The organism is Arthrobacter dokdonellae, assembly GCF_003268655.1.
Classification (GTDB): Bacteria; Actinomycetota; Actinomycetes; order Actinomycetales; family Micrococcaceae; genus Specibacter; species Specibacter dokdonellae.
The window spans coordinates 2,294,544-2,314,199 of record NZ_CP029642.1 but is presented as its reverse complement, the minus strand read 5'-3'; the positions used below and the strand labels follow the sequence as shown (position 1 = coordinate 2,314,199).

Genomic DNA, 19,656 nt, shown 5'->3' with positions numbered 1-19,656 from the left:
ATCATCATGGCCAAGGAAACAGTTTCGGACTTTCTGCTCGGGCGGCTGCGCGAATGGGGAGTGGACCACGTATTCGCTTTCCCCGGCGACGGAATCAACGGAACGCTCGCCGCGTTCGGCCGGGCGGAAAACAAGCCAAAATTTGTCCAGTCCAGGCACGAGGAGATGTCCGCCTTTGAAGCCGTCGGCTACGCGAAGTTCACCGGCCGCCTGGGGGTGTGCATGGCGACCTCGGGGCCCGGCGCCATCCACCTGCTCAACGGCCTCTACGACGCCAAGCTGGACCACGTGCCGGTCGTCGCCATCGTGGGCCAGACTGCCCAAAGCGCCATGGGCGGTTCCTACCAGCAGGAAGTCGACCTGCTGAGTCTGTTCAAGGACGTCGCCGGCGACTACGTCCAGATGGTCACCGTCCCGGAGCAGCTCCCCAACGTCCTGGACCGCGCCATCCGGATCGCGCTGGCTGAACGTGCCCCTACCGCGATCATCATCCCCTCAGACGTGCAGGAGATGCCCTATTCAGCGCCCACCCACGCGTTCAAGATGGTTCCCTCGAGCCTGGGCGTGCAGTGGCCGACCATCAGTGCCGACGCTGCGGCCATCCGGGAAGCGGCCGCCATCCTCAACGCCGGCAAGAAGGTGGCCATGCTCATTGGCGCCGGCGCCCGCGGCGCCCGCAAGGAACTGATGGAGGTGGCGGACCTGCTGGGCGCCGGGGTGGCCAAGGCACTGCTGGGCAAGGACGTCCTTTCCGACGAACTCCCCTACGTCACCGGCTCCATTGGGCTGCTCGGCACCCGTCCAAGCTACGAAATGATGCGCGACTGCGACACGCTGCTGACGGTGGGTTCCAGTTTCCCCTACACCCAGTTCATGCCCGAACCGGGCCAGGCCCGCGCCGTGCAAATCGACGTGGACGCGAAAATGATCGGACTGCGGTACGGCTACGAGCGCAACATCGTCGCGGACGCGAAAACGGCACTGGAGGCCCTGATCCCGCTGCTGAAGCCCCGCGAGGACACCTCCTGGCGCACCACCATTGAGGACAACGTGGCCCGCTGGTGGGAAACCATGGACAAGGAAGCCCAGGTTTCCGCAGATCCCATCAACCCGATGCTGCTGTTTTCCGAGCTTTCCGGGCGGCTGCCGTCGAATGCGATCGTCACGGCGGATTCGGGTTCAAGCGCCAACTGGTACGCCCGCCAGCTGCGGTTCCGCGACGACATGCGCGGCTCCCTCTCCGGCGCCCTGGCCACCATGGGGCCCGGCGTGCCGTACGCCATCGGGGCGAAGTTCGGCTGCCCCGACCGCCCCGTCGTCGCCTTTGTCGGGGATGGCGCCATGCAGATGAACGGCATGGCGGAGCTGATCACCATCAAGCATTACTGGCAGGAATGGGCCGATCCGCGCCTCATCGTGGCCGTTTTGCACAACGACGACCTCAACCAGGTCACGTGGGAGATGCGCGCCATGGAGGGAGCCCCGGCATTTGAGGCCTCGCAGGCGCTGCCCGATGTCCCCTACGGCGAATTCGCCAACCTGCTGGGCCTGCAGGGCATCACGGTGGACAAGCCCGACGACGTCGGCCCCGCCTGGGAGCGCGCGCTGGCCGCCGACCGGCCCACCGTCCTCGACGTCCGTGTCGATCCCGATGTCCCCCCGATTCCACCGCACGCCACCTTCCAGCAGGCGCTGGACAGCGCCAAATCCGTCATCAAGGGCGACTCCAGCGCCTGGGGATTCATCAAGGAGGGAGTTAAGACCAAACTGCAGGAGGCACTCCCGCACAAGGAAGGCTGAGATGGACGGGGATCCGGCCGTCGAGGAACTGCAGGCCGCGGCGTATACTGTGCCCACCGACGCGCCGGAGGGGGACGGCACCTTCGCCTGGGACTCCACCACACTGGTTCTGGTGAAAGTCCGCGCTGGCGGCACCACAGGCTTCGGTTGGACGTACGGGCCCGCCGCCTGCTCGGCCCTGGCCGAGGATCTCCTCTCCCCCGTGGTCCTGGGCATGCCCGCCCTCGACGTGGGCCGTGCGTCCCAGGCCATGGCACACGCAACGCGCAACACCCCGCGTCCAGGAACCGCCAGCTATGCCATCTCGGCAGTGGACTGCGCCCTGTGGGACCTGAAAGCCAGGCTGCTCCACCTGCCGCTGCACCGCCTGCTGGGAGCCGTGCGCGACGATGTCGGAATCTACGGCAGCGGAGGTTTCACCACCTACAGCAGGTCCCAGCTCGCCGACCAGCTGGCAGGCTGGGTCCACGGCCAAGGGATCCCGCGGGCCAAAATAAAGATCGGCGAATCGTTTGGCACCAGGGAAGACCGGGACGTCGCCAGGATGCGCCAGGCGCGCGACGCCATCGGACCCGGAGCCGCGTTGTTTGTCGATGCCAACGGCGCCTACACGGCCAAACAGGCCATCAGGGTCATGCAGAAGGTCCACGACCTGGACATCAGCTGGTTTGAGGAGCCCGTGTCCTCGGACAACCTCGCGGGCCTGCGCGAGGTCCGCGGACGCGTGGACGCCGACGTCGCCGCCGGCGAATACGGGACGGACCTTGGCTATTACTGGCGCATGTGCGCCGCGGATGCCCTGGATTGCGTGCAGGCCGATGTGTCCCGCTGCGGGGGCATCACCGGGTGGTTGCGGATCGCCGCGCTCGCGGCGGCCTGCAACCTGGAAATTTCCGGGCACTGCGCCCCGCATATGACCGTCCACGCCGCAGCCGCCACGCCCAACTTCCGGCACTTGGAGTGGTTTCATGACCATGTACGCATCGAAAACATGTTTTTCGACGGCTGCCTGGACCCGCAGGGCGGCGAGCTGCGACCGTCGTCGGAGCCAGGGAACGGGCTGGCCATCCGGACGAGCAGCCTGGAGAAATTCCGGGTGGCCTGACCGCGGACACGTGCCGGGCGCAAGATCTCCCTCGTCCAACTGACCCGCAATAGATGTCGAAAAAACGTGATTTCGAGGCGTTTTTCGACATCTACTGCGGGCCAGTTTCGGGGGAACTACTGTGGGTCAGAGGTGCCGCTTGGGACGGACCTGACCGCCATGCGGGTCCTCCACATACGTTTCACCGTCACCAGAGGTGTAAATGATGGCGTCCGGAACCCGCTGGTGCTTCGCGGCCTCTTTCGCGCGCGCCGTCGGCGGCCCGTTGATGGTGGGAACCTCCGGGTCCCCATCCGTTCCTTCTGGCGCGCCGGGGGCCCCACTGTCGCCCGGTGGCACGGCCGCGCCGGCGTACGCGCCGGTCCCCGAGTGAGCCCGGGCGGCCTGCGTCATTTCCCCAAAAGTGTGAACGCCCCTGTGCGCCCAGCTCACGCGCATGCGAACCGAGCCGTCGGCGGCGCGGTCGATTTCCGTCTCAATTTCGGACTCGGGGGCACCCATGTCCTGCAGCTTTCGACGGTAGGCGCCAACCACGTCAGCCAGGGTCTCCTCGCTCCATTCGCCGGAATGCATCCGCGTGGAAATCTCCACGGGGTCTCCTGGTAAATCCTTCATGTGTGCAAGCCCCTCGTCGCCGACTATAAATTCAGCCTACGCGGCCGCGGTGAGGCTGCCAAGGGCGGCAGGTCCGTCTCGGCCGGCGATCCCGCGGAACGGGGCACAGGGCGACCTCCCGGCCGGGCAGTCAAATGACGATGGGGGCGTGGTTGCCCACCGGTTCCGCAAGGCGCTGGGAGGCTTCCAGCATGGCGGCATGCACAAAGGCCTGCGGGAAGTTGCCGCGGAGCTGGCGCTGCTCAATGTCGTATTCTTCAGTGAAAAGGCCGGGAGAGCCGCAGGCTGCACGGTTGCGTTCAAACCATCGGACTGCTTCCTTCTCCTCCCCGTGCAGGTGCAGGGCGGTGGCCATGGTGAAGCCGCACAGCAGGAACGCGCCTTCGGCGTCGGCCAACGGCCGCGGGTCCTGGCTGAAGCGGTACAGGTATCCCTTCCTGCCCAGCTCCCGGTGGATCGCGGCAAGGGTCACGGCGCTGCGGACATCGTCCGGAGGCAAGGCGCCGCGCACCATCGGCAGAAGCAGCGAAGCGTCCACCCGCGGGTCCCCCGGCGCCCGCTGCCACCGCCCGCTCGGATGCAGGCAATCCTCGGACACGTCAGCCGTGATCACGTCCGCCAAAGCCGCCCACCGCGATCCCTGGGCGGCCGGCGCGTGTGCCGCTATCCCCCGCAGGCCCGCGACGCAGATGAGCCGCGAATGCGCCCACCGCCGGTTGTCCAACTCCCAGATGCCGGCGTCCGGTTCCCGCCAGCGCTGCTCGATCGCACCGATGCATGTCTCCACGGCACGCCAATGGTCCAGCTCCAGCCGGTCGAGTCCGGCCGCTGCCGCAAAGAGCAGCAGGCTCTCCCCGAAGGCATCAAGCTGGAACTGCTTGTTAACCCAGTTGCCCACCTTGCTGGAACCTCCGGGATAGCCAGGCAGTCCCACGTCGACTTCGTCAGGAACCCTGCCACCGTCCACCGTGTAGGCCGGGTGCATCTGCGGGCCGTCCGCAAGAAGCCTTCCGGTCACGAAACGGACCGCGTCATCCACCAGGTCAACGGCGCCGCAGGCGGCGGCCGCCTCGCCGACGAAACACTGGTCGCGGATCCAGGCATAGCGGTAATCGTAGTTGCGCTTCTCATTGGCCCTCTCGGGCAGTCCCATGGTTGCCGCCGCCACCATGGCGCCGTTCGACCCCGTCATCCCGCGCAGGACGGCATATGACTGGCGCGCGTCGTCGGCGGCGATGGTGTTCTCCAGTCCGGGTACGGCCTTACTCCAGGCTTCCTCGGTGGCAACCCAGGACGCGTCCGGATCCGGCGGCGTCCGCGGCAGACGCGCCGAGGAAATTTCAAGCACCAGGTCAAGTTCCTCCCCCTCGGGGATGTCAACCTCCATCGACAGCACGCCGTCGTCGATCCGCGCCCCCTCCGCGCCGGTGAGCCGAACGCGCAGATCCCCCGACCGTGCCGTCCATACACCATCCGACAGCGCCAGCCGGGTCATCCTGTGCCTGCCGAAGTTGGCGCGTGCGTCCAGTACCACCCTGACGGGCGCCGGGCCGTCGAGGCCGCGGATCCTGCGCAGGATGACGGCCCGCTCGGGATCCCCCGGGTACATCAGGGCCTCCCGGCACCCGATCAGGCCCGCATGCGTGGTCCAGCGGCTGTTCCAGATGAGCGTGCCGTCTTCGTAGCTGCCGCCCCAAACCGAGTGGAGGTCCCGCGGGGTCACGGCGAACACCCCCTGCCCGCCCACCAGGGCCGAGAACACGGCGTCGTTGTGCCAGCGCGGGGCGCACATCCACACCACGTCACCGCGGGGACCCAGCAGGGCGCCGCGTTCACCGTCGGCGAGCATGGCGTACTCGCGCAGGACATGAGGGGGGAAGGGTTCGTTCGAATCGTGCAACATCTTGTGAGTCTAGGCTCTGAGCGGGCCTGCTGCCAGAGTCGCGCCGTCCCCGAACCGACTCCCGGGGCCGGCGCCGGCGGTCGCCGGCAAGGTCTGGCGCAGTCCATCCGATGGGGACAGACTGTAGGCATGGCAGCCAAAGACAGCGCGCGCACCACGCAAGACGTCACCATTGACGGCCACCGGCTGTCCCTCACGAACCTGGGCAAGGTGCTCTACCCGGAAACGGGCACCACCAAGGCCGACGTGCTGGACTACTACACCAAGGTGGCCCCGTACCTGATCGCGGCGGCGCACGACCGCCCGGCGACCCGCAAGCGCTGGGTCAACGGCGTGGGCACTGCCGCCGACCCGGGCATGATGTTCTTCCAAAAGAACCTCGACGACGCCACCCCCGGCTGGGTGCCACGCGGCACCCAGAAACATAAGGACCATTCCAACAGCTATCCGCTGGTCAACGACCTCGCGACCCTGACCTGGCTGGGCCAGATTGCCACCCTGGAAATCCACGTGCCGCAGTGGCGCTTCGACGCCGACGGGAACCCGGCGCGTCCGGACCGGCTGGTCCTGGACCTCGATCCGGGCGACGACGTCGGCCTGGCGGAATGCGCCGAAGTGGCGCGTCTGGCCCGCGCCATCCTGGCGGACATGGGCCTGGACCCGGTTCCGGTCACCAGCGGCAGCAAAGGCATCCACCTTTATGCCGCCTTGGACGGGACACAGGACTCCGGCCAGGTTTCCGACGTCGCACACGAACTCGCCCGGGCACTGGAATCGGACCACCCCGACCTGGTGGTGTCGCGGATGCGCAAGGACCTGCGCGCCGGCAAGGTGTTCGTGGACTGGAGCCAGAACAACGCCAACAAGACCACTGTGGCCCCATACTCGTTGCGGGGCAAGTCCCGCCCCTGGGTGGCCGCCCCGCGCACCTGGCGCGACCTGGCATCACCCTCGCTTGCACAGCTGGACCACAAAGAGGTCCTCCAACGCCTTGCCCGGCGGGGCGATCCGCTCGCCGCGCTCGACGACGGCGGCCAGGACGACGGCGGCGGCAAGACAGCCGGCGACGGCCCGGCCAACGGCGACGGCCCGACAGCCGGCGGCGGCAAAACAGCCTACGGCGGGCGGCACGGTCTGCCCCCTGCGGGGAACGACCCCCTGGCCGTCTACCGCGCCAAACGCGACCCCGCGAAGACGCCCGAACCCGTTCCCAGGGGCCCCGGCGACGGGGCGGGAGGGGGGAACACCTTCGTCATCCAGGAACACCATGCCCGCCGCCTCCACTGGGACTTCCGGCTCGAACACGACGGAGTCCTGGCATCCTGGGCGCTGCCCAAGGGCGTGCCGACCGACCCGGGCAAAAACCACCTGGCCGTCCAGACGGAGGACCACCCCCTGGACTATGGCAGCTTTGAGGGAACCATCCCCGCGGGCGAATATGGTGGCGGCGAGGTGTCCATCTGGGACAGCGGCAGCTACAAGCTGGAAAAGTGGCGCGACGGGAGGGAGATCATCGCGACCCTCACCGGACAGCCAGGTGGCGGACTGGACGGTCCGCGGCGTTACGCGCTGATCAACACCTCCGGCCACGGACCGAAATCCCAATGGCTGATCCACCTGATGAAGGACCAGGGAAGCAGGAACGCGGCTGCCCCGACGCCGTCCGGGACGGCGCGCACGCCGATGCTCGCCACGCTTGGAACCGGCGCGGACCTGGATGGCGGTTCCGAATGGTCCCTGGAGTTCAAATGGGACGGCATTCGCGCCCTCGCCACCGTCTCCGGCGGAAGCGCGACGCTGACCAGCCGCAACGGGAACGACCTGACGGACGTCTACCCTGAGCTGGCCGCGGAACTGGCCGAGGCGCTGCCGGCCGATTCCGCGGTGCTCGACGGCGAGATTGTTGCGCTTGACACCTCCGGAAGGCCCGACTTCGGTGTCCTGCAAACCCGCATGAAGCTCAGCCGTCCCGCGGAGGTCCGACGTGCCGCCCAACGCACCCCCGTGCACTACCTGGCGTTCGACATCCTGGACATTGGCGGCACCCCCACCACGGGCCACGAGTTCGCCAAGCGCCGTGCGCTGCTTGAAGAACTGATGGGCCGGCTCCCGGCCATCAAGGCCGCCGCCGCAAAGGGGACACGTCTTCTCGACGACGCCACCTCCGTCCAGCTATCGCCGATCATTCCCGGTACGCTCAAGTCCGCCATGGCCTCCAGCCGTAAGCTGGGGCTCGAGGGGCTGATGGCAAAACGCACCGACAGCCCCTACCGGGAGGGGCGCCGGAGCCCCAGCTGGATCAAGCTCAAGCACGACCGCACACAAGAGGTCGTCGTCGGGGGCTGGCGGGACGGCAAGGGCGCCAGGGCCGGCACGGTGGGCTCCCTCCTGGTGGGCGTGCCCGACGCCGATGGCAGGCTGACGTACGCCGGACGCGTCGGCAGCGGCTTCAGCGAGCGCGAGCTGACCGAACTCGGGCACACGGTGCGCGGGCTGGCCAGAAAGACAACGCCCTTGGCCGGGGTTCCCAAAGCCGACGCCGTCGACGCGCACTGGGTCACGCCCAAGTTGGTGGGCGAGGTCGCCTACACCGAATGGACCGGTTCAGGACGTCTTCGCCACCCGGTCTGGCGCGGCTGGCGGCTCGACAAGGACGCATCGGACGTTGCCCGGGAGGACTGAACGACGCGCACTTTCGGAGTCGAGGAGGAATTTCTCCTGGTGGATCCGCGGAGCGGCCAGCCTGTGCCCGCGGCCTCGTCCGCGCTGACGGCGCCCGCCACGGCCCCGCACTGGCATGCCTCAGGTGCCGGTGCCCGCATCGCCGGCGTGGCTGCCGTTCCTGCTGGCCGTGAGTGCCAATCCCCCCTTCTGGAACGGTCGCGACACCCGCTATGCGAGCTTCCGTTCCAGGGTATGGAACCGCTGGCCGTCCTCCGGCCCCACGCCGATCTTTGGTTCGGTGCGCGCCTACAACCGCCTTGTGGAGAGGATGCTGGATACTGGAGTGTTGCTGGATCCGGGCATGCTCTATTTTGACGCCAGGCTGTCGCAGCGGTTTCCGACCGTGGAAATCCGCGTTGCCGACGTCTGCCTCGACGTGGAAACCGCGGAACTGGTCCCCGGCCTCTCGCGTGCGCTCGTGGAAACCGCACAGCAATGTGGCCGGCGGCGCGAAACGGACTCGGCAGCGAACTCCTGGACCCCGGTTCCTCGCGCCCTGTGCCTGCCGCGCAGTTCGGCGCGAGCCTGCTGGCGCACGTATCGGACACGCTTGGATCAGGGGGTGAAGGAACGCGGATCCGCCACCTGTTGCATCGCAGCCTGGCACATGGCAGCGGGGCCGACTGGCAACGCCGCGAGTATTCCCGGCGCGCGAACGCCGTCGACGTCGTCATGGCAGCCATCGCGGAGACCCAGGGCCGCACTCCCGACAAGGATCCAGGGGCCACACCGGCAACGTCCTGACCCCTCCGTGGAGGGGTGGCAGGAGCACCAGTGGCCAGCTAGAGTGTGGATACCGGCGGCCTCCGCCGGGGGTCGAGCAGCCGGCCGCGGAGTCATTTCAGTGCCAAGGTAACCGCAGACACTTTCATGAAGATCAAGGATCCCGTGATGTCGAACTCCTCTGTAAACCCTTCCCCCAACCCGCTCGAGTCAGGCCTGAGTCCCGACCATGAGGACCCGTCCTGGGACTACGGCGACCCGTTTGAGGCGGCACGCGTCATCTGGACAGGCGCAGGCGCGACGGGCGCTGCTGAGGCCACGGGTGAAAGGAGCCCCCATGTCCCAACCGCCAACAGGTGACGCCGCAGCGTCGGGCGGCGGTGCACCGCTCATCGACCCTCGCACCGCCTACGTCAGCGAACGCTTTCCCGGCCAGCAGCAGGACTACCCCGGCTGGACGGAGGCCATGGATCCGGTACCGGACCACGGTGAGGACACCTATCAGGGCAACCACCGCCTGGACGGGCTCACGGCGCTGATCACCGGCGCCGACTCGGGGATTGGGCGGGCCGTCGCCATCGCCTACGCCAGGGAAGGAGCGGACGTCGCCTTCACCTACCTGCCCGAGGAGGACAGCGACGCTGCGCAAACGGTGCAACTGGTCGAAGACGCCGGGCAGCGGGCGCTGGCTCTCCCCGGGGACCTCCGGGACGAAGCATTTTGCCAGGAGGTAATCGCCCAGACCGTCGACAACCTGGGTAAGCTCGATATCCTCGTCAACAACGCCGGCTTCCAGATGACGATCGATTCACTGGAAAACCTGGAAACCAGCCAGCTCGAGCGAACGTTCGAAACCAACGTGTATTCCCTGGTCTGGCTGGCCAAGGCGGCACTCCCGCACCTACACCCCGGTGCCTCAATCATCAACACGACATCGATCCAGGGCTATCACCCGTCACCGACACTGCTTGACTATGCGGCGACGAAGGCGGCCATCGTCAGCCTGACCTATTCCCTGGCCGGTTCCTTGGGCGAGCGCGGCATCCGCGTCAACGCCGTGGCTCCAGGGCCTGTCTGGACTCCCCTCCAGCCGCCTACCCAGCCCGTGGAAAAGATCAAGAACTTCGGTCAGGACACGCCGTTGGGACGGGCCGGCCAGCCGGCCGAACTGGCAGGCGCCTATGTTTATCTGGCGGCACCTGACAGCACCTACGTCTCCGGCGCGGTCATTGGCGTCACCGGCGGCCGGTACCTGGGATGAACACGCCGGCGAAGGGTCAGGGCTCCCGGAACCCCTTACTGGAAGCTCCCTGACATTAACGGCATTTTGACCGGGTGGATATTCGGCAGGCGGCCGGTGCCGGGGGTGGGGTTTCAAGGCCGGTGTGGTTAGAGTGAAGACAGAGGTCTCCCTTGGGAAATACGGCAGACAATTGCACGTTCAGGCAAGGAGTTGTCCATGAAAGCGAAATTAGCATTCGTTGCGGGGCTGGGTGTCGGCTATGTGGTGGGCACCAGGGTCGGCCGTCGCGGCTATGAAAACCTCAAAAGCAGTGCCCGGTCCCTGTGGGAAACGGACAAGGTCCAGGAAACCGTCACCCACGTGGAGGAAACCCTCAAGGAGGAAGCCAACGCGCTCGGCAGCCGGCTGGTCGGCAAGGTCACCGGGTCCGACACGACGACGAAGGACGATACGGGAAGCGCGCCAACCGCAAAAGCCACTGCGGCGGCCGGCACGGAGTCCCAGCCTCACGGCGTCCATCATGCACCCGACGTTGAGTCCGACCCTGCCCTGAACGACGACGTCGGCCAGGACTGGACGGACGAAGGCGGTGCGCTTCCGTCGGGTCCGGCACAATAGCAGGTCCGCCTGGAGCGACATCAAAGACCATTCCACTTCCGGAGCGATGGAGGAGCAAGCAATGAACAATGAGGCCGCCAACGGGCCAACAAAGGACAACAGCCCGGCACATCACCCCGTGCCGGAGGAGTCCGGCTACGGCTCTCCCGACCCAGAAAGCGAAGTGGCGCCCGCCGATGCAGTGAACCCTGGCTCCGCGGACCCGACCCTGCGCGGGCAGCAAACAGACGCCGAGGCACTTGATGCCGATCCGAGCCTGGGCCTGCCGGAACCAAACTTCCTCGACAGCGAAGAGTCTGGAAGCGACGGGGAGCCGGGTGCGGGCCGCCTGGGCGGAACCGACGACCAGTTCCGCGACGAAATTGACATGGCTGATCCGGCTGCCGCCCGGGTCGAGCCTTCCGACGAAACCCCATGGGAAGCCCCTTCGACGGACGCCCCCCTTGACGAGGACAATGCCGGGCCAACGAGGCCGGAACGGGAGGCGTTCTCCTCAGAACCGGCAGAGGAGGCATCCGGAGAATAGCGGCCAGCCCAAGCGAAACTCGTGATTGGTTTGGCCAGTGCAGTCCCACCCAGTCCGCGCCCATGCGTTTGAACCCTAAGGAGCAGGCCCAGTGAGTGTACCGCCCCCGGCGCCAGCTGCACCACGCGAGGCGGTCCGCGACAAACCCGCACCCCTCGGAGTTCGCTTGGACGTGGCAGCGGCGCCGCCCCAGCGCGCAAGCGTCGCGCCCCTGGACGGGACCTACACCGCAGCACGGTCATGCCAAGGGGATGTTGCGGCCTTGCTGGATTTGGCCCGCGAGCTGGGCCGCACAGTACCGCTGCCCCAGCGTGGAAAAACCTTGGATCGCTGGCAGTCGCTCGCCACACTGGGCGCCGCCGACCTCACGGCAGCGCGCATCATCGAGCCGCACCTGGACGCACTGGCGATCCTCGCCGATGCTGGCAGGGAAGAACTGCACACCGACGGCAGCACGTGGGGGGTATATGCGGCGCAGGGGCCCGGAGGGCAATTGCTCGCCACACCGGCAGGCGGCGGCTGGCAGCTGGACGGAGACAAACCGTGGTGTTCGCTCGCGGATAGTCTCAGCGATGCACTCATCGTGGCGCAAACCGAAAATGGCAGCCAACTGTTCGCCATCGACCTTCACAGCGAAGGGGTGACAGTTTCGGGACCGCCCTGGACCGCACTGGGCCTGCCCCAAGTGCCCAGCCGGCGGTTGTCGCTGGCAGGGGTTCCTGCAGTACCGGTGGGCGGGCCCGGCTGGTACGTCCAGCGGCCCGGTTTCGCCTGGGGAGGGGCGGGCGTGGCGGCCATCTGGCAGGGGGCCGCCACCTCGCTTGCCAGACGGCTCCTGCAACACTGCCGTTCACGGAAACCGGACCAGATTGCCCTGTGGCACCTGGGCCGCGCCGACCAGGCGCTGTGGGCCGCCAGGTCTGTTTTCCAGGCCGCGGCCGCGATCGCCGACAGCACAGGCGCACCCGCCGCCGAAGGAGAAGGACAGGCAGCCATCGTCGCAGGGCGCGTGAGGGCAACCGTTGTTTGCACAGTCGAGACCGTCAACTCGGTGGCGGCACACGGCATGGGCCCGGAACCCCTGGCGTTCGAGCCCGAGCATGCCCAGCGGGTGGCGGATCTTGAACTGTATCTGCGCCAAGACCATGCTGAACGTTCAGTCGCGGCACACGGCGCCACGATCCTGGCCGCTGCAGCGGAGACAGGATCTGTGCCATGGTAGCTTTCACCCACGACCAGGCCACCACTCCTGAAGCGGAATGGCTGGCCAGCCCGCGAATTGCCCAGATGTTGGAACTGCACATTGACTGGGCCACTGTCCAGACGCTTGTAGTGCTGGCAGCACATCCCGACGACGAGACGCTCGGGGCGGCCGGCCTGCTCCAACAGGCAGCCGCACACAACGTGCCCATAGAGGTGATTGTCGCAACGTCGGGTGAGAACTCACACCCCCACTCCCCCACACATGCCCCGGTTGATCTGGCTGCCGTCCGTGCTGTCGAGCTGCGGACGGCCCTCGAACTGCTGGCCCCCACGGCGATCCACACGATCCTCGAAATCCCCGACGGCGGGATCCACGCCCACAGGCACGAATTGGAAAACGCCATTGTCTCCGCCGTGGGAGGCCGTGGCAATACCATCATCGTCGCACCCTGGTCCAGCGACGGCCACACGGACCACGATGCCGCCGGCTCCGCCGCCTCCGGGGCCGCACGCGCAACCCACAGCCTGCTGCTGGAGTACCCCATTTGGCTGTGGCATTGGGGCAGTCCAGGCCACGGGCAAGTTCCCTGGCCAGCGCTGCGGCGGCTGGAACTGACCCGGGAGGAACAGGAGGTGAAGGCAGCGGCGATCCTGAGCCACGCCAGCCAAATCTCCTCGCTGTCCGCTGCCGCCGGAGACGAGGCACTCCTTAGCCCGGACCTCCTGTCCCACTTCGACCGCGGTTTCGAGACGTTCATCGACGCGGCAGGACGGTTCACGGCCGAAGGACCGGCCTACCCGGGCTGGCTGCAGACACAGTTCAACGCCATCCACGCTTCCGGCGCCGAACCGTGGCATCCGGATACCTGGTATGAGATACGGAAGCGTTCGCTCCTGATGGCTGCGCTGCCTCGGGCACGCTTTGATTCCGCACTTGAACTCGGCTGCTCGACAGGGGCACTGACGGCGGAACTGGCGTCCCGTTGCCGGCAGGTGCTGGGTGTCGATGCGAGCGTCGAGGCCGTCGCGTCGGCCAGGACGCGTACCAAAGCCTGCGGCAACGCCACCATCGTGGAGGCGTTCCTTCCCGAGGGATGGCCCGAAGGTCTCTTTGATTTGTTTGTCCTCTCAGAAACCGGCTACTACTTCTCCGAGACCACGCTGGCCCGCATCATTGGGCGCGTCGCCGCGTCGACGCTGCCGAACGCCTTCCTGGCGGCCTGCCACTGGCGCCATCCCATCTCCGGGTGGCCCCTGGGCGGCGACGACGTTCACCGCCTTTTAGGCGCGGACGGACGCCTTGCGTTGGCTTGCAGCTACGCTGAAGACGACTTTGTCCTCGATGTTTTCCACATCCGGGACGCACCATGAGACAGGCCATACGCGAAGTTTCCGTCGTCGTCCCGTCACGGAACGAAGCACTGTTGCTGCCCTACGCGCTCAACGCCCTCGAAGCCGCCATGGACCACTTCGCGCGGGAGGAGCCCCGCGTGCGATCCTCGCTCACAGTCGTGCTTGACAGCACCACGGACGATTCCGCACGGATTCTGGCAGCGCATCCAAAGGTCCGCGTGAGCAGTGTTTCCGCCGGACGCGTGGGTGCCGCCCGGAATGCCGGCGTCGCTGCCGCAATATCGCGGGCACAAACAACGCTGCCACATCTTTGGATCGCCTCGACCGATGCGGACAGCACGGTGCCGGTCGACTGGCTGGTGCGGCATTACGGGTTCGCGACGGCCGGCTCGGACGTATTGGCCGGTACGGTCGAACCCGTTGCCGCGGACTTGGGTGGTGCCGCCCTGGCGCGGTGGTTTGCCTGCCACGATTTGCGCGAAGGACATCCCCATGTCCACGGGGCCAATCTGGGATTCCGTGCGGAGGTGTTCGACACGTTGGGCGGTTTTGGGGACCAAGGCCTCCACGAAGACCGGGACTTCGTAGCGTTGGCCCACAAAACGGGCTACGCCGTCTCGGCCACGGATTCCTGCCGCGTCAGCACGTCCGGCCGCCTCCATGGGCGCCTCGAGGGTGGCTTCGCGGCTTTCCTAACGACGTTGGATTCGGGCAAGGCGCCTTCCCGTGTACTCTGAAGGCCGGGATCGCGCCGCACTCGCCTTGCCTGCTAAGGTGCCGGATTGCCGGACAACAGCGCGAGGACGGCCCGGTCCCTCTGACGTCCGTGCGCGGCGACGGTTCCCTGCTCAAAGAGAGCTATGACGCGGGGATTCACATAAGAGTCCCTGGCAATGGATGGTGTGTTGTGCAGCCATTCGGCAGCATCGCGTATGGCCGCCGTGACGGCCTCGGGGGACGTGGCACCGGTGCGGAACGAGCGGGCCAGGGAAAGTGCCGCCACAACAGTGCCCTGCCAGGTACGGAAGTCCTTGGCGGTGAATCCGTGGCCGGCGGCCTCGCCCAAGTAGCCGTTGACGTCGGCGTCGGAGATTCCATGCCATTGTTTTCGCCGTCCGGACCTCGAGGCATGGCAGAGGGCAGGGCCCGATCCAGGAGTGCGCGGCACAGAGACAAAGTAGTTCACCAAAAGCTCATCCTTGACGCGCAGGTCCCAGTCGCCGGCGGACTTGCCACGGAACACCAGGTGCAGGACGTCGCCTTGGACACTGACGTGGCGCCGCTGCAAAGTGGTGGCCCCAAAGGATCCGTTTTCCTCCGCATATGCCGCCCCGCCGACGCGCAAGCCGGCCCGGTCGATGAGCCGAACACCGGCCGCCACTGCACGGCGGCGCTCATCCACACTTTGCTTCAGGTCGCGCGTGACCATCCTGCGAATGGCCGGCAGCCGCTGTGCGAAGGCCAGGGAACGGATGTACTTTTCGCTGTCACGGATTTCGCGCCACCGCGGATGGTAGATGTACTGGGTGCGCCCGGCGTCGTCCACTCCCGTTGCCTGAATGTGCGCGTTGGCCTGGGTGGCGATCCAAACATGCGTCCAGGCCGGCGGTATGGCCAAGCCGTCGATGCGATCGAGGGTCTTTTCGGAGCTGATGCGACGGCCACGGGCGGAGACGTAGGTGAAGCCTCGTCCGGCCACGCGCCGGCTGATGCCGCCTGTGCCGGGGTTCACCCGGCGAAGCGCTTCGACCACCTACGCTCCCTTGCTCAGGCCCGAGGACGCGGCGGCGGTCTTGGAACCAGTATTCTTCGCCGCGGTTTTCCGGGAACTCCTCTTCGTCTCCGTGTCCGCTTTGCTGCCCGCGTCGCTTTTGCCTTTTGTGGCGGCAGCTTTTTTGCCGGTGCCCTCCTTGGCCGCACTCTTGTCGGCGGCGCTCTTATTGCCTGTGCTCTTTTTGACGGCGATCTTTTTGCCGGCGGCCTTTTTAGGCGACGCAGCTTTCCCGTCCGGGGTGCCGCCGGTGCGTTTTTTGTCTATGCTGCGACGCAGCGCGTCCATCAGGTCTATGACATTGCTGTCTCCCGTGCCCGCTTCCGCCTCTGCCGCCTGGTGGCCGAAGGTCGCGGCCGTGTCCAAGGCATCACCCTGCTTGAGCTTTTCGTCAATGAGGGTGCGCAATTCGGTTTGGTATTCATCTTCGAAGTCTCCCGGATTGAAATCTGCCCTGAACTGGTCCACCAAGGCCGAGGACATTTTCAGCTCCTGCACGCTGATTTTGGTTTTCGCGGGCACGGCCGGGGATTCCACTTCGCGGACTTCATCGGCCCAGAGGATGCCCTGCAAAACCAACACCTGTCCCCGCACGCGCAGGGCACCCAGCCGGGTCTTCTGCCGTAGCGCGAACTTCACAACTGCTGTCAATTCGGTGTTCTCCAGCGTTTGAACCAGCAACTGGTATGCCTTCGGTGACTTCGAGTCAGGTTCCAAATAGTAGCTGCGCTCCAGCATGATTGGATCGATTTGGTCATTGGGGACGAACTGGACAACCTCGATCTCGCGGCTCTTCTCCGCGGGCAGCGACGCCATGTCCGCATCCGTGAGCACCACTGTGCGTTCGCCGTCGTCGTAGGCCTTGTCTATGTGTTCGTAGTCAATCTTTTTTCCGCAGACTTCACAGCGCCGTTGATAGCGGATCCTTCCCCCGTCGGCGTCATGGACCTGGTGCAAACTGACATCGTGGTCCTGCGTGGCAGCGTAGGCCTTGACCGGAACGTTGACCAGACCGAAGGCGACGGAGCCTGTCCATATTGACCTCATGCACCCAGTCAAGCATTCCGCACCTCAACTGAACAGAGCGGGCGGACGCGCAGGGAGGCACGCAGCCGGCCTCCTGCGCAGCTTTGCGGCCCGCCGTACGGGGGCGCGCAGCTTGGCGGCCCGCCCGTGCGGGGGCGCGCGGCAAGGCTGCGTCAGCACCGTTGTTTCGGCGCCGCGGTAGAGCCTTTCCCTGGTGCTGTCCGGCCCGAGCTAGGAATTATCGGCGTCCTGCTCCGGCAGCCGCCCCGCGCCGCCGGACGGTCCGCCTTCGCCGGACCCGGTGGCGCCGCCGCGCGGACCGTCCACGCCCCGGGACCCGGCATCGTCCGGTCCCGCTCCCCTTGTATCGTCACGCGTCTGATCGTCACGCGTCTGATCAACGTCGGGGTCGAGGTCATCGGCGCGTCGACGTCCCTCCGCGGACTTCGCACCCTGGTCACTGGCCACGGAGCGCCGTTCCTCGGCGCGGATCCTCAACCGTTCGGCCTCGACCTCCGCCTGATCGGCCTCCGCCGACACGCGGGCGGCCTCCGCCTGTGACGCCCGCGCGTCCAATTCCGATTCCTTGGCCTCCATTCGCATGGTGGCCGCCTTCTGCCGGTCCTCTTCATGCTGCTTCTCGACGCGACGCCTGCCGCGCCTGCGGCCGACTGTGGCCAGCACTCCTATGATGATCAACAAAACGATGATGCCAATAATGATCCAAACCCATTGCATCGTGGACATTTTGTGCCTTTCTATATTTGTGCCGCCGGCCAAATCCGTAGGTCGGTCATGACCAGGGTCGCCACCACTTAGCCGTGACGGGACATTGCGGTTGCCGGGTGTGCAGCCACGGCAGCTTGGCCGACATCACAGTTTCCGGCAGGCGGAGGCACCCACCGGACGCGGTGACGCACGGGACGGCGCGACAGCCACATTTCGGGGCCCCGCATGTTGTATCCCATGTAGCCAGCCAAAATCCCCGATCGATAAACTTTAAATTGTGACCAGGGTTGGTTAGGGGATAAGGCCATGGCTGGCCGCGCCGAGATTGATGGCCCGGCCGTTCCAAGGTCGTCTTCGGGCGAAAAGGAAGTCGTGATGTGGGACGATGCGGAAGAAAACCCCATGACAACTCCGTCAGTTACCGAATTCTTGGCTCTTAGCTCGACCAATCCCAGACTACAAAGCTGGCGGATGCAAAACAAGGGGCCGCATTGCCTCCCGCAGTCAATTCCCTGCTGATTTTTTGGATGCGCGCGTAGACTTGGGAAAGGCCTGAAAATTGGTCGCCCAGAGCTATTCCAGGGTTTGCGGGGCAAACAGAATAGAGGCTCTCATGGCTCGTTTGGCCGAAGAGATGATTGCCGGGAACCACACCATGGAACTCCCCCGCGACCGTCCTCCCTTCCATGACGGTCGCCGCCGCGTTCGCCCTGCACGGAGGTGCGGTCCTGTTGTCCAGGCCTTCGCGGTAAAGGAATAAGGCGTGCGTGCGGAAGACAGTTCCGTTCAGTACGGCGGGGGCGACGCCGGCAGCGGGCGCCATGAAACCCGCAATGAGCAGCGGGACCGGAATTGGGACGATCTGCTTCAGGAGCTGCGGGTCATGCAGACCGGAACGCAGATCATCGCCGGTTTCTTGCTGACGCTGCCGTTTCAGCAGCGGTTCAAGGACCTGCCGGCACCGGCTGTTGGCTGGTACCTGACTCTCGTAGCCTTGGCGGCAGCCGCGACCGCCTTGATGTTGGTGCCCGTGGCAGTGCATCGGGAACTTTTTGGACTGCAGATCAAGGAACGTCTGGTTGCCGCCGGACATCACACCGTTCGGATTGTTCTGTGGCTGGTTGGCATGCTGGTGGCCGGTACGACCGGCCTGATCTTCTATGTAGTCCTCGGCCCGTGGCAAGCCGCACTTGCCTCGGGCCTTCTCCTGCTTGGACTGCTGGCCTCATTGGTGGCATATCCAACGCTTGTCCGGTTCAGGAATCTGAAGCAAAGCCGTCCCGGCCGTCCCTGATCAACAGTGAGCGTCGAGGGAATGGGTGCGTCCCATGGGTCAGGCCTCGTCACGGGCGCCTACGGCATCTGGCCCACCAACGCCGGAGACTGACCCGCTATCCGCCTGCGGCGATCAGGGCCTGCGGCGCGGCCTGCTTGATGCGCGTCTTGAGCCAGGCCGGCTGGACGGCTGCAGGCCAAGGTAGATGGGAAGCTGCACGGTTCTGCCCTCCTCGATGACGCCGACATCCGTTCGACAACCACAGCGGCGTTCTTAAAGGCGGGTTGCGTGGATACCGGATTCCATTCCGTCAAGGTCCGTGCGTTGGCGGCGGTGGGCGCATCGCCAGGCTCCCCGCCGGCATCCCGGTATCCGTCATGGAACGGGGCAAAAAGGGTGCAGGGGCGGATGTCCGAAATTGTGGCTTGTGCCACGGGGTGCCCACGCCGGGACCGGACCGACACTTCGTCGCCCTCACTGACGCCCAGGCTTTGCGCGTCGGCGGATGACACTTCGACCCATACATGCGGGTCCGCGGCGTTGAGCTGGGGCGTGCGGGCAGTCTTCGTCCGGTAGGCCTGCTCACCGACCGTGGCACCGGTCAGCAGGTCATGTCCGAACGTTTCGCAGCGGTCCGGATTTGTCGGAAACAGCCCCTCCGTGCACAGCCGCAGGATCCCGCAGCCCGGCCGGCCGATCTTCCCCCTCATCAGGTGCAGGTTGTTGACCTGGCATGCCGACGCCGTGGCCTGTGAGGATTGATGGAAGCCCTGCAGGACGGTGGACAGCGGCCGTTCGGAGGTGCCGAAGATTTCCGCGGCCCGCCGGACATCGGAGGCGGAGACGCCGCAGGTCCTGGCCACCGCCTCGGGTGTCCATTTATCAACGGCAGCGCGGACGTCGTCGAACTTGAGGGTACGGGCACTGATGAATTCTTCGTCAACCCAGCCGTTGGCGATGACCTCCCTGATGAGCCCGCGCATGAGGGCAAGGCTGGTACCGGGCCGCACGGCAAGATGGATATCCGCCTAAAGCGCCACC

The 19,656-nt window shown here is 66.2% G+C and carries 17 protein-coding genes and 1 pseudogene; 12 read left to right on the top strand and 6 right to left on the bottom strand.

The annotated features are described in order from the left end of the window. Positions 1 to 6: 6 nt before the first annotated feature. Both DMB86_RS10270 and DMB86_RS10265 read left to right on the top strand, forming a co-directional pair. The gene (locus tag DMB86_RS10270) at positions 7 to 1,800 is read left to right on the top strand and encodes a thiamine pyrophosphate-requiring protein (protein WP_113717666.1); all 1,794 of its coding nucleotides are present in this window, start codon (positions 7 to 9) and stop codon (positions 1,798 to 1,800) included. Between the two features lies 1 nt (position 1,801). Continuing rightward, on the top strand, positions 1,802 to 2,905 hold the full coding sequence (locus tag DMB86_RS10265; protein ID WP_113717665.1) for an enolase C-terminal domain-like protein: 1,104 nt from the start codon (positions 1,802 to 1,804) through the stop codon (positions 2,903 to 2,905). Positions 2,906 to 3,031: 126 nt separating this feature from the next. Here the strand turns inward: DMB86_RS10265 and DMB86_RS20765 are convergent, their stop codons facing one another. Further along, positions 3,032 to 3,520 (bottom strand): hypothetical protein, encoded by a 489-nt coding sequence (locus DMB86_RS20765; RefSeq protein ID WP_193926253.1) that lies wholly within the window; start codon positions 3,518 to 3,520, stop codon positions 3,032 to 3,034. 130 nt (positions 3,521 to 3,650) lie between these two features. Next, positions 3,651 to 5,423 (bottom strand): glycoside hydrolase family 15 protein, encoded by a 1,773-nt coding sequence (locus tag DMB86_RS10255; RefSeq protein WP_113717664.1) that lies wholly within the window; start codon positions 5,421 to 5,423, stop codon positions 3,651 to 3,653. A gap of 129 nt (positions 5,424 to 5,552) precedes the next feature. Here DMB86_RS10255 and DMB86_RS10250 point away from each other — a divergent pair, with 129 nt between their 5' ends. The 9 genes and pseudogenes from DMB86_RS10250 to DMB86_RS10215 all read left to right on the top strand — a co-directional run bounded on the left by DMB86_RS10250 (position 5,553) and on the right by DMB86_RS10215 (position 14,550). Beyond that, on the top strand, positions 5,553 to 8,105 hold the full coding sequence (locus tag DMB86_RS10250) for an ATP-dependent DNA ligase (RefSeq protein ID WP_113717663.1): 2,553 nt from the start codon (positions 5,553 to 5,555) through the stop codon (positions 8,103 to 8,105). Between the two features lie 115 nt (positions 8,106 to 8,220). Next, positions 8,221 to 8,523, top strand: a pseudogene (locus DMB86_RS21020) (carboxylate-amine ligase); the annotation flags it as partial. A gap of 59 nt (positions 8,524 to 8,582) precedes the next feature. After that, a complete protein-coding gene (locus DMB86_RS21015) occupies positions 8,583 to 8,891 on the top strand; it encodes a glutamate--cysteine ligase family protein (RefSeq protein ID WP_227878797.1) in 309 nt (102 codons plus the stop codon). Positions 8,892 to 9,207: 316 nt separating this feature from the next. Then, complete coding sequence (locus tag DMB86_RS10240; RefSeq protein ID WP_113717662.1) at positions 9,208 to 10,131, top strand: SDR family oxidoreductase; 924 nt, start codon at positions 9,208 to 9,210, stop codon at positions 10,129 to 10,131. A gap of 198 nt (positions 10,132 to 10,329) precedes the next feature. Then, entirely contained in the window at positions 10,330 to 10,731 is a 402-nt protein-coding gene (locus DMB86_RS10235) for a hypothetical protein (RefSeq protein ID WP_113717661.1), read from the top strand. A 61-nt stretch (positions 10,732 to 10,792) separates the two neighbouring features. Next, on the top strand, positions 10,793 to 11,257 hold the full coding sequence (locus DMB86_RS10230) for a hypothetical protein (protein ID WP_113717660.1): 465 nt from the start codon (positions 10,793 to 10,795) through the stop codon (positions 11,255 to 11,257). A gap of 91 nt (positions 11,258 to 11,348) precedes the next feature. Next, on the top strand, positions 11,349 to 12,479 hold the full coding sequence (locus DMB86_RS10225; protein ID WP_129545512.1) for an acyl-CoA dehydrogenase family protein: 1,131 nt from the start codon (positions 11,349 to 11,351) through the stop codon (positions 12,477 to 12,479). Continuing rightward, entirely contained in the window at positions 12,473 to 13,831 is a 1,359-nt protein-coding gene (locus tag DMB86_RS10220; protein WP_113717658.1) for a bifunctional PIG-L family deacetylase/class I SAM-dependent methyltransferase, read from the top strand. The genes DMB86_RS10225 and DMB86_RS10220 overlap by 7 nt, the downstream gene beginning before the upstream one ends. Continuing rightward, entirely contained in the window at positions 13,828 to 14,550 is a 723-nt protein-coding gene (locus DMB86_RS10215) for a glycosyltransferase family 2 protein (protein ID WP_113717657.1), read from the top strand. The genes DMB86_RS10220 and DMB86_RS10215 overlap by 4 nt, the downstream gene beginning before the upstream one ends. 32 nt (positions 14,551 to 14,582) lie before the next feature. On the opposite strand, the gene DMB86_RS10210 is transcribed toward DMB86_RS10215, so the two are convergent. The 3 genes from DMB86_RS10210 to DMB86_RS10200 form a co-directional block, all read right to left on the bottom strand. After that, positions 14,583 to 15,566, bottom strand: a complete 984-nt coding sequence (locus DMB86_RS10210) for a DNA topoisomerase IB (RefSeq protein WP_113717656.1) — start codon at positions 15,564 to 15,566, stop codon at positions 14,583 to 14,585. Beyond that, positions 15,567 to 16,631 carry a non-homologous end joining protein Ku gene (gene ku, locus DMB86_RS10205; RefSeq protein WP_113717655.1) on the bottom strand — a complete coding sequence of 355 codons (1,065 nt, stop codon included), beginning with the start codon at positions 16,629 to 16,631 and terminating at the stop codon, positions 15,567 to 15,569. A gap of 210 nt (positions 16,632 to 16,841) precedes the next feature. After that, positions 16,842 to 17,357 (bottom strand): hypothetical protein, encoded by a 516-nt coding sequence (locus DMB86_RS10200; protein ID WP_113717654.1) that lies wholly within the window; start codon positions 17,355 to 17,357, stop codon positions 16,842 to 16,844. A 745-nt stretch (positions 17,358 to 18,102) separates the two neighbouring features. Between DMB86_RS10200 and DMB86_RS10195 the strand changes: the two genes are divergently transcribed. Then, complete coding sequence (locus DMB86_RS10195) at positions 18,103 to 18,633, top strand: DUF6328 family protein (RefSeq protein ID WP_113717653.1); 531 nt, start codon at positions 18,103 to 18,105, stop codon at positions 18,631 to 18,633. A 59-nt stretch (positions 18,634 to 18,692) separates the two neighbouring features. Here the strand turns inward: DMB86_RS10195 and DMB86_RS10190 are convergent, their stop codons facing one another. Further along, positions 18,693 to 19,625 carry a molybdopterin dinucleotide binding domain-containing protein gene (locus tag DMB86_RS10190; protein WP_227878300.1) on the bottom strand — a complete coding sequence of 311 codons (933 nt, stop codon included), beginning with the start codon at positions 19,623 to 19,625 and terminating at the stop codon, positions 18,693 to 18,695. Positions 19,626 to 19,656 lie beyond the last annotated feature (31 nt).

What these genes read in the sequence shown, in the direction of transcription:
- DMB86_RS10270 (WP_113717666.1), top strand. Translation starts at nt 7, where the DNA reads ATGGCCAAGGAAACAGTTTCGGACTTTCTGCTCGGGCGGCTGCGCGAA.
- DMB86_RS10265 (WP_113717665.1), top strand. Translation starts at nt 1,802, where the DNA reads ATGGACGGGGATCCGGCCGTCGAGGAACTGCAGGCCGCGGCGTATACT.
- DMB86_RS20765 (WP_193926253.1), bottom strand. Translation starts at nt 3,520, where the DNA reads ATGAAGGATTTACCAGGAGACCCCGTGGAGATTTCCACGCGGATGCAT.
- DMB86_RS10255 (WP_113717664.1), bottom strand. Translation starts at nt 5,423, where the DNA reads ATGTTGCACGATTCGAACGAACCCTTCCCCCCTCATGTCCTGCGCGAG.
- DMB86_RS10250 (WP_113717663.1), top strand. Translation starts at nt 5,553, where the DNA reads ATGGCAGCCAAAGACAGCGCGCGCACCACGCAAGACGTCACCATTGAC.
- DMB86_RS21015 (WP_227878797.1), top strand. Translation starts at nt 8,583, where the DNA reads ATGTGGCCGGCGGCGCGAAACGGACTCGGCAGCGAACTCCTGGACCCC.
- DMB86_RS10240 (WP_113717662.1), top strand. Translation starts at nt 9,208, where the DNA reads ATGTCCCAACCGCCAACAGGTGACGCCGCAGCGTCGGGCGGCGGTGCA.
- DMB86_RS10235 (WP_113717661.1), top strand. Translation starts at nt 10,330, where the DNA reads ATGAAAGCGAAATTAGCATTCGTTGCGGGGCTGGGTGTCGGCTATGTG.
- DMB86_RS10230 (WP_113717660.1), top strand. Translation starts at nt 10,793, where the DNA reads ATGAACAATGAGGCCGCCAACGGGCCAACAAAGGACAACAGCCCGGCA.
- DMB86_RS10220 (WP_113717658.1), top strand. Translation starts at nt 12,473, where the DNA reads ATGGTAGCTTTCACCCACGACCAGGCCACCACTCCTGAAGCGGAATGG.
- DMB86_RS10215 (WP_113717657.1), top strand. Translation starts at nt 13,828, where the DNA reads ATGAGACAGGCCATACGCGAAGTTTCCGTCGTCGTCCCGTCACGGAAC.
- ku (WP_113717655.1), bottom strand. Translation starts at nt 16,631, where the DNA reads ATGAGGTCAATATGGACAGGCTCCGTCGCCTTCGGTCTGGTCAACGTT.
- DMB86_RS10200 (WP_113717654.1), bottom strand. Translation starts at nt 17,357, where the DNA reads ATGTCCACGATGCAATGGGTTTGGATCATTATTGGCATCATCGTTTTG.